A 13,664-nucleotide genomic window follows, 5' to 3' on the forward strand; every position below is an offset into this window, starting at 1 on the left:
GGGATGAATGGAGCTCCAGCCCTACTGATTATGAGTTACTTACAGTTTTCGTGGTGTAAAAATGGAAAAACATTCTATTTTATTTTTGAGTGTTTTTTTAGCTAACCAATATGCTGTTGCTAGTGGTGATTGTAACGATTCGTCAGGAGTGCATAAGGAGTGCATAAGGAAATGGTTTCCTGTATCCAAAAACAAACTGCTAAATATGAAGTAAATTTAAAAGACATCATTTCTTCAAAGTCTAGCGACTATGGTTTTTCGAAAATCTTTTACGACAAACAACGGCTTGCCATTCATTAAAAATGGATGCCTTATTCAAACGTTGGTGGTCAGCGTTGTGAGTTATTAATGGTTCAGTGTGAATTAGATAGTATCAAAAGTTTAAATGAGTACACCAGTCAACATATTAACTATGTGAACAATAGTTAACTCCTTTGTGTAAATTAAAGAGGGGCCTTTGAGAAAGGCTCCTTTGATTTCTTCATTAGAGACAAAAATATGCCGATTACATCCAAAACAACCCCTCCTTGAGCCAATATGAGCTAGGGCGTAAAAGAGCTAAATATCTAACTGGAGAATAACTTTGAAAAGACTGTCTTTTGCTCTTTTTTTTATATCATTGAATGTACTTTCAAGCACAGATAGTAATTGTGATATCTCTACGCCAGCTACCAATCTTGCTGCTTGTTATGAAAGTAAATCAAAACAAGCTGATGCTGAGTTAAACAAGATATATAATGATTTAAAATCTACATTGTTATCTAGCGGTTATGATAAGCAATCTAAAGAAAAATACTGGAGTCAACTGGTTCAATCCCAAAGATATTGGATTAATCTCAGAGATACTCAGTGTTACGCGAGGGGGGCTTTTTTTGAAGACAGTTCTATCGCTCAACTGATAGAAATTAAAAAATGCCTTATGAATGTAACCAAGGAAAGAGTGTTTTTTTTGAACAATGAGATTCAATTCATTCATGATTTACCTTGATAGGCAAGGTTGATGGCCAAGGAAGGCGCTGCATCAGCTTTGTGCCCATCAGATGGTTGTGTAGCATATTAGCTTTTTTACAAAACAACATATTAGGCAAAAAATATAGAAAGAAGTGGCCTGCTCAAGCCACTTCTCTTATTTTGTCGGTAGTTCTAAAGTAATAATTTCAGTCCAAAAAACCGTCATGGAGAGACGTAGAACAAGTAAGTCCTTGCGGTGGGGAAATTTGGGGCACCCAAGATTTTTGACCCTGCTAGAAGTATAACCATTTACTCCGCAGGAGACTGCTAAACATTGGTATGGACGGTTTTTAGAGATTGGCGAAAATTTGTTGAACTGAGTGTTGTTACTCTAGAGTAACTGAAATGAAAAAATATTTAGCCTTGATTTTTATTATGCTGTCTTCTGTCAGCCATGCTGAAGATGTCGGCGATAGACTATCGGTGCTTTGTTAGTACAGATGGTAAAATTAAAATGCGAATTATGTGGGCCTCCACTACAGGTTGGGTTGGAGGATATGTTCAATATGGGAAAAATAAAGATAAAATAACTATAGTCCAAGTAAACTATGAAGAAGAGGCGAGTGACGACGGTCGAGCATATGCTGTTAATAGTGACTGGGTTGAAATAATTGATGGCAAAGTTAATGGGCGGTGTCACTTCGGTTGCCAAGGTGCTAACTTTGACAAAGTTTTTATATAAATGTTTAAGGAAAGAAGTTTTATTTCTCTCAGGCATTGGGAAATTACGAGGGTTGTTTTTGATTGCGGTGGTTGTGAAATACTGAGGCGCCTTATTCATCGGGTCTACAGATCTAGTTATCACCTGACAGCGTTGTTGCCCAAATCAACCATCAAGTCATCACTTCCCCGGCCCCGAGTGATCGCTATACTCGGGGCTTTCTGATTGGCAGACCCTGGGTATTCATTTTTTTATGGCGCTTACATACTCTATGACTGGTCCCACTTGGCCGTTGTAGTTACGCAGACTAATTTTCCCGCCAGCAACAACTTGAACCGATATTACCCAGTAGGCATTGGTAATCGTGAATGGAAATTTGTGAGGTTATAATGAGGAAGTATGGTTTTTTCATTTTAAATTTAATTTTTCCCGCTTTTTTTGTGAATGCGGCTGATATTATTCAAAGACCCTATAGGATAAGTAATGATACAGTGAGCGTTAAAATTGAGAAAAAGGATGACATAAACTGTCCATTATCTATGGTCATATATGATAAATCATCACATTATGAGTTGGATAAAATATGTGAGAACGGTGATTACCCGAATCTCAGGAGCATTTTTTTCTTTACTCTGAAAGGTGTTAATTATATAGGAACTATAGTTTCATGGCATAATAAGCATCAGGCAGAAGGGATTGATGAGACTAATTTTGAAGTTAAAATTTATAAAAAGAACGCTGGTGGAGAATATACTGTTGATAAGACAAAGACTTTGGATCCAGTCTTAAGTGGCACAGAGGATGGGGCCGGTGATGGAACATATAAGTTTAACAATGCAATATCGGTAAAGAAGTATATGAAAGAAAGATATGGTTAAGAGTTTGGCAAGGTGCTATCAATCTCATTGAGAGAAGGTGTCGACCGCCACCAGTTCTTCGGTGTAGTGAATCTGATGTTCTCGAAACTCGGGGCTGAATCGCTCGAGCAGGCGCATTTGCTCGTCGTTGAGCTCAATCGTCTGCTCCCGGTGGGTTTTCTCGAGGCGCAACAAGCGGTCATGTTTGGAGAGCAAATCGTGACGTTGCCACACGTCACGCACGCTGCCGTTGATACCTTGCAGAGCAAGTTCTTGGCGCGACTCGGTTGGGATGAGCCCCTTTACTGCCGGGCAGTTTGCCGAGCAAGCCCTCGGCGCCATAGGTCTGGTAATTACGACGTGCTACTTTCTCGTTGGTGGTCATACGGTGACTCCAGATAACACGGTAGGGGTACCGTTTTGTTATCCGGTTTGAAGCCGTATAACCACTCCCTTTTGTGGGCAACTGTCAGGTGAATACCACCTCCATACAATCATATGCGATAGTATCACGTTATAGTAGTGTTGTTTTGATAAAAAAGAGCCTATATCTGTTTTGTTTAGTGATGGAACTAAATCAAAATATGGAACTTTTGATTTGGGAATTCTTGCTGATGATGACTATACCGATGTAATTAGCTACCATTGTCAATGGTGGGAAAAATGGGTTATTGGAGAGAAGAAAATATGTTGGTGCTCTCAAAGAGATATTTAAGTATGAACAATGTAAAAATAGAAAATAATAAAATTTATTTTTTATGGTTTCTTACATTATTGATACTGTCTCAGTCAGTGTTTTCCAATGTACTGACACCTGAAATTACTGACGGTAAATCATATTCAATAGATATCAAGAAGAATGGTGTTAGAGATAAAATAATTACAGAGGAAAATGGAGGGTTATTATATATAATAAGCGCTTCAGGAATGCCTCCTGTAAAGGGCTCTAATTTAACAGTTGACGGGTATTCTGTTTTTGATGACATTGCATCACTACCTGGTGATGAGAAAGGATTTATTATCATTAATAGGGGCGGGAATTTTGATGCGTATATTAAAAATAGAGTGTCACTAATCAATGGTAAATATTTTTTAACAGAGGTCACGGCAGAGACATCAAATAACATTGATGGAGTAGTATTTAGTGAAGTGAACTGTAAGTTAGATCTATACATTCCGTTTGATAACATTTCTTCCAGTGATGTCAAGCAGGTACTTCTCTCTCCAGATGAGAAAGATTTTTCAAAACAATGTCATGAAGTTAAAAAGTCTTATTTTATGTCCCAAGAGTTAGAAACTTTGACAAAATCAGGAAAAATATCATGGAGTCTTCAATCTGCCAAATTTTTCATAGAAAAAAATAACATCACAAAATATAATGTTGTGACATACAACAATATTGCATATTATATTTTCGAGTCGTCTCAAGATAACCCTGTTACTTTGTATGTTTTGGATGGAATTCTACGTAAGTTTCCCGATAGAGTTGTTGCTCATTTAAATAAAGCAGACTATTTAGCTGCACATTCTAAATGTAAAGAGGCTACAGAGTCGTATAATACATATATTATGTTGATGAAGAACAATGGGAAAGAGAGCAGAATACCGAAGAGAGTTATTGACTATCAAGCTAAAGGTGAGTGTGTATAATTTTTATGTACAGTTCTAGCAATCATTTGACACCGGTCTCAAGCCGGTGTTTTTATTACTTATCAACCATTATACCTTTGAATTTTACATTCGATTTTCTTGTTATTTTTAATAATATTAAGGTGAGAGTGTTAATGTAATTGAATGATGCTGTGATTTATAATGTTATTATATGGCCAATTATATATTCTGTATGCTATGGGTAATTAATGAAAAGTATTCTAGGTGTCGTATTTTTTATTTTCCCCTTTAGTGGGGTAACAGCATGTGAAAACATAAGGTTTAATGAAGTACAGAAGAATGAAGAAGTTTTTTATGATGTGTCAAATATTGTTGTTACAGCGAAAGATCGTACTTTTTTTAATGACCTTCCTCTTGATGAGTGTAAGTCGAAAAAATTCATTATTAATGGAGACAAGGCAATTTCATATGCATCATACAATGGATTTCAATATGTTAGTTATTTAGATCGAAAAGGTGAGGCTCATACAGGGTGGGTTGATTCAGCTCGTATCACCAAAAAAGAAAGACTACTTGAACATTTAAATGTACAAAGAAGTGACTTTGCCATCCACTTCAATGGTTATGACATAAAAGTTGGTGGTGATTACAGTGAAATTATCGAGGCCTTTAATGGGCTCACTGAAATGGATAGTGAAAATAGTTTTGTCGATATATTTAAAAACATTGACGGCATAGATTATAAATTTTTTCCTCATGACTTCGGTTTCATATATATAGAGTCGTCAAACTTTAACTACAATAAATTTAAAAGAGACTTTGATGATTATAGAATAGCTAAAATCATTCTTAAGAAAGATGTTGGGTTTAGTAGTAGAGGGATTTATGTGGGAAGCAAGATGCTTGATGTCATAAAAGTATATGGTGTACCTGCGTCTAAGAAAGATGGTGCTTTTACATATATAAGTGATAACTACATGATAAAATTCTCTGGTTCTGAGGTAGTCAATGAAATAGAGATATCTATCAATCCAATGTAAAAACCTTTAGTTAGTATGTCTGTACAGATCTAGTTATCACCTGACACCGGCCTCAAACCGGTATCTTTTTATGCGGCTTTAGTGTGCTCTTCTTTCGGTATCAAAATCAGAGTTTTCTTGAATATGTGGTAGGAGGGGAGGTTGTATTTCTATTATTCTGTTCTGATGTGGCCGCTGCTTGACAAGTCTTACTATATCAAGCTCCACCGATTCATGCCAAGTTGTCCTCCCTTTGATGCCCACAAGGTCTGGTACGGGTTACTGGCAACCGCCAGCACCAATGCTGATGCATTTTAGAGTGTCCCCTGTGCGACCCGTTGCGGGCATTTTTTCAGGAACAGGCAGGGCATTGGAGGGGCGGTTTATGTCTACCGGATTTAAATAGATAAGACTGGATGTCTTCTGAAAGGAGATATTGGGGTGGCTGATGGGGCTCGAACCCACGACAACCGGAATCACAATCCGGGACTCTACCAACTGAGCTACAGCCACCACTGAAGATAACCATCAATGCTTGCATCGGGGAGATGCATATCATCAATGGCGCGCCCTGCAGGATTCGAACTCTTATATGGTACACATAAAAGATCGAAAGTAAGGATTAACTTCCAGCAAGAAGCCAATAACCACTTATGCATTACGCGATAAAAATGCTAATTTTGTTTAAAATCAATACATTACCACTGTTAATGCATGACCTAACCAACTTACGCGAAGAGTAAAACATTCAGTCATGAATGTCAATCTTGTAATAAACTATTTGCGCACTAGAGTGCGCATGTAGATCGCTCAATCAGTGCGCATGAGTGTGTATGTGGGGCTATGAGCCCTTTTTCAGGAGCACTGATTATGCAAAATCAGCTGGCATCGCGCCCAAGGATAGAAGTCACGCACCAACACCGCGAAACTACATGACCTGCAAATGCCGGACATCTGGGGTCATGTAGTTGAAATCGACTTGTATAGAAGGGATGACATTAGCGGACTGACGCGGAACTCCCCAACGCCCTCAACACCTCCTCCACGGCTGCCAACCGTCCTCGTAAGGACAGAAATTCCTGACTGGTGTGCCTGAGCACACTATTAATGGTTGCCTCTAGCGCGGGGAAATCTGCTCGTAGCTCGTTGTATTCGGCGAACGTGGCCTGGTATTCCTGGAGCTCAAATCGATAAGAACGCGCCCTGGCCTCCAGTTCTTCCAACCCCTTTCGCACCTCATCCTTCACTTCCACGACAGGCTTATGCTCGACCTGAGTCACTGGAACCTGTGGGCCAAGTAGATCCTCCCGAAAGCTAACCTCATCAAACAGCTGCGCTTTGACGTAATTTGGACGAAACCATTTATTGCCCACACTGCGCCTATTCAAAAGACCCATACCGATCAACTTGTTCAGATGGCGGTATATGAGTCCATAGCATTTATGTTTTGATGGGCGCTTTAACTTGTCACCAAATACAGCGATTACGCACTCCTGTGCAGTGAAATCGTTCAGCTGTAACCGAATTAGTGCAGTGTAGAGTACGGTTGGAAGCCACACCGTTTGGGAGCCCATAGGTAACCCTCAGTCTCGAAAGACAACAATTAGTAGGAATCAAAATCAGGGTGAGGATTATAGTCCTCATCATTGGGTCAGACAACCTGAGAAATAATAGTAAGATCCTACGATGTTACTCATTGGCCCCATTGGGGCCATGGTTAAAGGAGGTAATATTTTTCGGGAAATTAATTGTTTGCCTAAACATAAATATATTTATATGCAAATTTGCTTATGTCTTTCTCTCTATCATATGGGTACAGGTCTCGATAAACAGAGGCTGCCAAGTCAGAAACTTCCTTGCTAAGAATCTCAAGAGCATCATCTTTTTCAAAATTATTGAAAATAGGCTGAACCTCATCTGGAGATTTTAGTGAATCTCTTAGAGTTTTATCATCTTTTAACTTTTGCAGCCAGAGATCAAGCCTGTGAAGAAGTAGCAGGGGAAAGTATTCAGGACATGTCAGTTGAGCATCCATGTGATACGCAATGCTAGTTAAGTCAAAGCTTGTAAGATTTTTGGCTACTTTCTTTTTATAATCTGGCATATCGGCCACAATATTCTTCATCAACCGAACGACTTTCTTAAGGCTTCCTCCATAAATAAAGTCCTTATCATCAACTTTCTTAATGTGGAGAAAAGGTTTGTTTTCGATAAACGCATGCTTTTCTTTATCATAAATTCTAACACCGCGATCATGTTGTTGACCTGAACGTTGATAATCATAAGTGTCATACCAACAACTTGGGACAATATCAACCTTTCGAGCAAGGCTGCCACCACTTATTGATATCGATTTTTTATTCGAGCAGTCAACAGTTGCTTGATGGTATCGGCTTGTCAGTTTAACTTCTGATGCCAAGCGGATTTCTTTAATTTTATCGAGCATAGGCCGCTTGTCAGAGGTATCTGTGTAGTTAGTTGATGGAAGTGCTGGTTGTTGGACAAGAACTACATCTCTTTTAAGAATCAACATATCGACATCGGAGTGTCCTTCAATATGAATATCTAAAGCGACAGAACCTTGAAGCCTGAATTCAGTATTTATATGGTCTGTTTCGAGCATGCCAACCAATGTATTAGCTACACGCTCCCCTTCATCTATTGAAACTTGAGTTGATTTAGCGCTCACTGGTGCCATCGCACCAATTACATACTTTATCGCATCACTGTCTTTGACCTTTTCATAGCTTTCTTGTGGGCGATAATCATATGCAGCAGATAATGCAGTATAACCTTGATCAAGTGCATAGCGCTGAGCCGTACCCTGACGCCTTTCCTTCAATTTTTTCAAACGGTCACTAAAGTTGATCATTTATCACCTCGCGTCAGGTACATTTTTCCGAAAGTTCGTCTTCCATTACTATTAAAATATGCAGCGTCACCAGAAGTTAGCTCCTTATCAAAGATAACTTCACAGTAACCTCTATGTGAGTTCAATTCGTGGAACTGAGATGCATCAGGAGAATTACTATAACTATAATGAAGAACCCAGCCACCACGGGTTCCTGATTTTTTAGCAAGAGTTGCCGTATAGCTTTCGCTGGAGCTTTGTTTGGTTTTTAAGTTTATAGATATCTTTTCCCAATTCTGCTCAATATCAATTTCAGCTGCCCAGTTATACTTTATCACACCGTCATCTTCGGAGAGCGTTTCACCTCTGACAGACCAAACACCATTTAAATCTGGAATTTTAAACAGTGGTACTTTCCATACATAGTTATTAAAAATCCAATGTAAGGAAAAATATACAACAGCAGTTGAAACTGTTGCTCCAGCCATAAAACTGAAACCATCTACTTGGTGCAACCATAGAATAACGCTTGATATCAAACCAGTAAGAATAACTGATGCTGTTCCGAGATATCGACCTATTGTCGCTCTACTATGACCAAAAACAGCGTAATCATGCATATGCCAATCCTTTCATGCGTAATAACATAATCCTGCTATTCATCGCTCTTTATTGGCTTGTGCCAAGATGCTGGCAGCCAGGGTCTTTGACGTTTCGCTGTACTTGCTGCTTTGTAGCACCATGGAGGCAAACGTCTCCATTTCAGCACCAGTTTGCTTCCCAGCCCTAGCCTGAGACAGCGCGGAAGCCGCAAGGGAGCGCGCAGTGGCAGAGGAGGTTGTATCGTTGAGCACCTGCCCAGCAAGTGTTGCGACTCTATCGGAAGTAGTTTTACTGTTCGTAGTCATGACTATATCCTGTATCAAATTACGTTATTCAACACTACATATGGTGCTGTATGTTTACACAGCATGAAGATATCCGATCCGATTGAGGCGATCAAGGAAAACGATTGATGTATCATCAAGGTTGTTTTTTGAACTGACTGGGGAGCTCAGCCACTGCCCATCAAGCCTTTGAGTTTTCTCATTTTTTATTGCCATTATCCTCAAATGGGGGCGTGTGATAACGTAATGTTCATGTATGGCGTAGTAAGCGCCATAGTTTCAGCGACCTGAAGATTGAGACAGGCTCCTGCTCATTCAGAATCAGTGTGAATGCATTTAGGGTTCTGGAACTTGGCTAGCGAAGCGAGCATTCGCTGAGAACTGAACGTGAACAACAACGGTGGATTGGCAATGGGTGGACACTACATCAACCTTTTCATGTGGGGATATCAAAGCCACTATAGGAACCAGATTCAGTGGTTAGCTCGCGATGTGCTTAAAAGACTGGGGGCTCCTTCAGAAGCGGAAGTGATTCTAGTTGGTGCTCGAAGCCCAAGCAGCGATAACCGGAATCCTGTGTGCATCGAGCCAGAAGATGGAAAATGGCCGCTGTCATTATTTGATAACCTAATTGATTCTATTGAATTTGCTTACAATAACCATGAAATGCAGAATTTGTGTTTTGGTGATGCTCCGAGTATGCGTGATAAGCCGGAGTGGATGCGCCAAGATTCAGTGCGTGCATCGGTAGAACAGGCATTAAAAAGCTTTGATGAAGAACATCATGTAACTTCGTTCTGCGGTGCAGTGAGGCGCATCGATGACCACTATGTAACTCCTGTTATACAGATCCCAAATAGCCTGTTCTTGCAGTATCCCCCGTTAGATCACCAGCCACTCAGAAAAGGCAATAATCAAAGTGGATATCGTAGTCTCATCCATTCAGCTATGGCGGCTGTTCTGCATGAGGCAACAGAGGGGTTAAACAAGCCTGAACCTGGACGTTATACACATCGCAGTATGAGAGATGCAGAAGAAATCGTCCGTATTGCTGCGAAAAATTTCATGCACACCCCAGGGTTATCAATCGAGCGGCAGTACATGCATGACGATCTGTTTGCTACATTAAATCTTGTTTCTTCCCTAATGTATGAAGGCTCGAAGGGAATTGGACATCTTATCCTTGTTGACCCCAAGAATGATGTAGTCGAATTTATGGTTAAGTTTGCTGAACCTGTGACGCTTCGTGAACCAAGGTGGGTTAGGAAAGTTTTACAGATGGCAACAACAGGTATTGGCATTATTGCGGACAGCCAGCGAATCTATGGACTGGGGAGGCTTAAGGAATGGTATGATCCCCGTAATCAAGATGCATTTTCAGTTGTGTTTATCGACCATTATCACTGGGAATTACGTTGTGGCAATCAAGCATTACTTCGCAGTCATTATGCTGAACCTAAATTACCTAAGGAACCTTTTGATAAGGCTGCATTCCTTGCAAATTATGCTCGACTCTTTCCTGAGACATCACATGAACATGGATTAAACCTGTGGCACCTGATGATGGCTCAAGTTCGCCAAGAACACGGGAGTATGATTATTGTTGCCAAAGATGCGGCTAGTGAAGCTCGTCGTCTTAGCAAGCAGGGTACATGTATTGAGCCAACACTTCTTTCTGAAGAATTACTCCGAAGTGTCAGTGGCATCGATGGAACCATAATTCTAGATCCTGCGGGTTTCTGTCATGCTATCGGGATCATTCTTGATGGCGAGGCGACCGAACAATGTACACCATCAAGAGGCTCTCGCTACAACTCTGGAGTACGTTATGTTCATAAAGGGAGTCATCGAAGACTAGCTATTGTCGTGTCTGATGACCGGACAGTTGATATCATCCCTATGCTCAGGCCATTGGTAAGTCGTAGCATGATTGAGCTGCATGTAACTCGGTTAGAAAATGCAACTATCGAAAATTTCCATGATCCTAGAAATTGGTTAGATAAACATCGTTTCTATTTAAGTCTAGACCAATGCTCTAGAGTAAATAATTCACTTGAACGACTAGATAATCTCCCGAAAGAATTTGGTCGTCTTTATTTTCCCACAGAGAGATTTGAAGTTCATCCCGAAATGGATGAAAGCTATTTAATTGATGTATAGCAAGAAAACAGTATTAAACAGTATTCTGTACATCATATGCTGACACATATTATATGTACTGCTAGGTATATGAATGAGCCGTGCTGTGTTAAACTACATGACCTAAAAATAACATACATCTGAGGTCATGTAGTTGAAATCGGCTTATACATAGAAGGGGTGATATTAGCGGCCAGACTCGGTGTTCCCCAAAGCCCTCATCACCTCCTCCACGGCAGCTAACCTGCCACGTAAGTCACTATATTCCTTATATCTATCCCTGAGAGCATGCTCAATAGCCATATCCAGAGCAGGGTAGTCTGCTTGCAGCTTATTGTATTCAGCAATTGCTGCCTGGCACTCCTGAATTTCGATGCGGTAGATATTTGCCTTCGTTTTTAACTCGTCTAAGAGAGCATCATTCGATACCTCTGTGTATTGCTGAGCCTCCTGAACCTCCGGAGTTTCCTGAACCTCTGGGTCACTCAATTCCTCCTGAAAGTTCACATCATGAAACAAAGGGGTTTTAACGAAACTTGGATACAATCGCACATCATCAACATTTCTCCGTTCCAGGAAACCTGCGTTGACCAGCTTCATCAGATTACGATAAACGAGGCCGTATCGCCTCTTATGGGCCTGATTGTACTCTGAGTCACCAAAGACTGCGTTCACGCACTCCGTTGTAGTGAAATCATCCATCTGCAATCGAATGAGTGCGGTGTAGAGTGCGGTTGGTAACCACACAGTCTGGGTGCTCATAAGCAATCCTTGGTCTCGAACGAAAACAATTAGTGGGGATCTAAACTCGATTGCGGATTATAGTCCGTGGCCGTAAGCCAGACAACCAGAGATAGTGCTCGCCAGAGAGAGGCGAGACATGCAAGAGCTAGCAAAAAAATTTGGTGATGCTGTACGTGATAGACGGCTTCAATTGGGCGTATCGCAAGATGCACTCGCACATGCGGCCGAAATTGATAGAAGCTACGTAGGACGAATTGAGCGTGGTGAGGTCAATGTCACCCTGGAAAAGGCTTATCGTCTTGCCAGGGTAATGGGATGTAACATTCGCGATTTGCTGCCATAGATATATTTGCCAAATAATTATCTCTTCATCCTGATAAAACTAAATTCCCCTATCATTATTCACAGTGATGGCAATTAGCATCATTGCCAGCTTAGCTATTAAGCCCCCCTGTTGCCTATTTATAGAAAGCGTCACAAACTGCCGTTTTCAGAAAATGCCTATATGGCCTCGATTGGCTCATTGATGATAAAGTGACCCTCTCACTACTCTTCATCGAGCCCTTTATACATGCAGAAACCAGACCTCAGAGACATCCACCAACTTACCAAGGACGAGTTCAAACGTATTCTAGGCCCTGTGGCTGGAAGCCTTGATGACGGTTCAAAAGTCGTATTGGGGATGCAATCTGATGTGTTTGCTTGCTGTACTATTCAGGGAGACCAAATCTCGGTGAGGGGGACGCCCAAGTTTGAGCAGGCCATCAAGTCGGCATATGCCCAGGCCAAGCCGACAATGTGGTTTGGTTCGGCAGAGAAAGAGCGCCCTAAGGCAGAAACCACTCCTCCTGCTCTCAAGCCAAAAACCGATACAACGTCAGCCACAACCTATCGTGTACCTGTGCTCATCTACAAGTCAAAGCGCGAGCCAGGTAAGAATGTTGACGGCAGCCCCGCTGAAGATATGACCTATGGCAGGATGGCGGCAGAGCAGATCAAGGCCATCCCCATGTTCGTGGGGAAGATGGGAGATGACGGCTTTATTGGCGATCTCGAAAAGACTGACCCCAAGGTGTTCTTTAGTAGCTTCCGCAACATGGCCACATTGTTTGCAACTGGCGACTTGAAGATGAACATTCTGGCCATGATCGCCAAATTCGAGAAATCGGAGGGTGGTGAATACCGGAACCAAGCGTTGACGAGAGCAGCGCGAGCTCACCCGACCACGATCAAGTTCTCAGATACCCTTATCAAGGAAGTGAAAGCAAAGCTGGCCGAACTTGATGGTGATGTGAACAAGCTTGTTCTGAGTGACTTGATGCAGCAATACAACAAGACCTCAGGCTTTCGGTTACCCATCTTCAACTCTGCGGCGGATAAGGTGCAGGGCCTCACAATTGCGGTTAACGATGTCTGGGCAGGCAAGGCGGAAATCACGACATATGAAAAGTTTGGCGATTTCTACAAGGGCACGATCAAAGTAACACTATATGACCACTTTGGTCTCGATTATCCTGACATTGGCCCTGACCCCACGACCGGAAGAGTCAAGTTCTACGGCCTGGCGTCCGGTTTCAGAAGCTGGTTTGTTCTTCAACACTACAAGCGTTTTGCCTACAAGCCATTTTTGACCGTCATTGAACTCAGCTATCCATTCCAAGGGGAACTAAAGTGAGCGCAGCCGTGAAGACAGAGAGAACATGGGTATTCGTGTTGTTCATGCTCTATCACCTCTTGAATGCATCGATCCTGTTCATTCAACCTGTCTATGATTGGTTCAACGATGAATACTCACTGACTGGCCTATATGTACTGCTCATGCCCTATCTCTGGGGTTTGATAACGATACTGGGGGCGATTTTGTTCTTGTCAGATCGCTCTTGG

11 protein-coding genes, 1 tRNA gene and 4 pseudogenes are annotated in these 13,664 nt (G+C 41.5%); 8 read left to right on the forward strand and 8 right to left on the reverse strand.

All coding sequences use genetic code 11. The features are described 5' to 3' along the window. The first annotated feature begins 159 nt into the window (after positions 1–159). A pseudogene (locus ACB031_RS00125) lies at positions 160–429 on the forward strand (hypothetical protein). Between the two features lie 154 nt (positions 430–583). Then, positions 584–988, forward strand: coding sequence for a lysozyme inhibitor LprI family protein (locus ACB031_RS00130; protein WP_117404276.1), 405 nt, complete (start codon positions 584–586; stop codon positions 986–988). An 889-nt stretch (positions 989–1,877) separates the two neighbouring features. Here ACB031_RS00130 and ACB031_RS00135 read toward each other — a convergent pair. Continuing rightward, a pseudogene (locus ACB031_RS00135) lies at positions 1,878–2,013 on the reverse strand (IS5/IS1182 family transposase); the annotation flags it as partial. 27 nt (positions 2,014–2,040) lie between these two features. On the opposite strand from ACB031_RS00135, the gene ACB031_RS00140 reads away from it, so the two are divergent. Then, complete coding sequence (locus ACB031_RS00140) at positions 2,041–2,550, forward strand: hypothetical protein (protein WP_147323365.1); 510 nt, start codon at positions 2,041–2,043, stop codon at positions 2,548–2,550. Between the two features lie 33 nt (positions 2,551–2,583). On the opposite strand, the pseudogene ACB031_RS00145 reads toward ACB031_RS00140, so the two are convergent. Then, positions 2,584–2,890 (reverse strand): annotated as a pseudogene (locus tag ACB031_RS00145) (IS481 family transposase); the annotation flags it as partial. Positions 2,891–3,246: 356 nt separating this feature from the next. On the opposite strand from ACB031_RS00145, the gene ACB031_RS00150 reads away from it, so the two are divergent. Then, positions 3,247–4,179, forward strand: coding sequence for a hypothetical protein (locus tag ACB031_RS00150; RefSeq protein WP_371138789.1), 933 nt, complete (start codon positions 3,247–3,249; stop codon positions 4,177–4,179). A 209-nt stretch (positions 4,180–4,388) separates the two neighbouring features. Next, entirely contained in the window at positions 4,389–5,180 is a 792-nt protein-coding gene (locus ACB031_RS00155) for a hypothetical protein (protein ID WP_371138790.1), read from the forward strand. A gap of 68 nt (positions 5,181–5,248) precedes the next feature. On the opposite strand, the pseudogene ACB031_RS00160 reads toward ACB031_RS00155, so the two are convergent. The 5 genes and pseudogenes from ACB031_RS00160 to ACB031_RS00180 form a co-directional block, all read right to left on the reverse strand. After that, positions 5,249–5,417: pseudogene (locus tag ACB031_RS00160) on the reverse strand (IS481 family transposase); the annotation flags it as partial. Positions 5,418–5,596: 179 nt separating this feature from the next. Beyond that, positions 5,597–5,672: transfer RNA gene (locus ACB031_RS00165), tRNA-His, on the reverse strand. Positions 5,673–6,915: 1,243 nt separating this feature from the next. Further along, positions 6,916–8,031: a hypothetical protein gene (locus ACB031_RS00170; RefSeq protein ID WP_252410905.1), complete on the reverse strand. Its 1,116-nt coding sequence runs from the start codon at positions 8,029–8,031 to the stop codon at positions 6,916–6,918. Beyond that, entirely contained in the window at positions 8,028–8,630 is a 603-nt protein-coding gene (locus tag ACB031_RS00175; protein ID WP_252410903.1) for a hypothetical protein, read from the reverse strand. The genes ACB031_RS00170 and ACB031_RS00175 overlap by 4 nt, the downstream gene beginning before the upstream one ends. Positions 8,631–8,669: 39 nt before the next feature. Further along, positions 8,670–8,918 carry a hypothetical protein gene (locus ACB031_RS00180; RefSeq protein WP_203132605.1) on the reverse strand — a complete coding sequence of 83 codons (249 nt, stop codon included), beginning with the start codon at positions 8,916–8,918 and terminating at the stop codon, positions 8,670–8,672. A 366-nt stretch (positions 8,919–9,284) separates the two neighbouring features. Between ACB031_RS00180 and ACB031_RS00185 the strand changes: the two genes are divergently transcribed. Then, on the forward strand, positions 9,285–11,057 hold the full coding sequence (locus ACB031_RS00185; RefSeq protein ID WP_371138791.1) for a hypothetical protein: 1,773 nt from the start codon (positions 9,285–9,287) through the stop codon (positions 11,055–11,057). Between the two features lie 165 nt (positions 11,058–11,222). Here the strand turns inward: ACB031_RS00185 and ACB031_RS00190 are convergent, their stop codons facing one another. Then, a complete protein-coding gene (locus ACB031_RS00190) occupies positions 11,223–11,798 on the reverse strand; it encodes a hypothetical protein (protein WP_252410900.1) in 576 nt (191 codons plus the stop codon). Between the two features lie 118 nt (positions 11,799–11,916). Here ACB031_RS00190 and ACB031_RS00195 point away from each other — a divergent pair, with 118 nt between their 5' ends. Together ACB031_RS00195 and ACB031_RS00200 are read left to right on the forward strand one after the other, a co-directional pair. Then, complete coding sequence (locus tag ACB031_RS00195; RefSeq protein ID WP_371138792.1) at positions 11,917–12,123, forward strand: helix-turn-helix domain-containing protein; 207 nt, start codon at positions 11,917–11,919, stop codon at positions 12,121–12,123. A 228-nt stretch (positions 12,124–12,351) separates the two neighbouring features. After that, on the forward strand, positions 12,352–13,455 hold the full coding sequence (locus ACB031_RS00200; protein ID WP_371138793.1) for a DUF3289 family protein: 1,104 nt from the start codon (positions 12,352–12,354) through the stop codon (positions 13,453–13,455). The last annotated feature ends 209 nt before the right edge of the window (positions 13,456–13,664 follow it).

This window comes from Aeromonas sp. S8(2024), assembly GCF_041403085.1.
In the GTDB taxonomy this organism is placed as follows: Bacteria; Pseudomonadota; Gammaproteobacteria; order Enterobacterales; family Aeromonadaceae; genus Aeromonas; species Aeromonas dhakensis.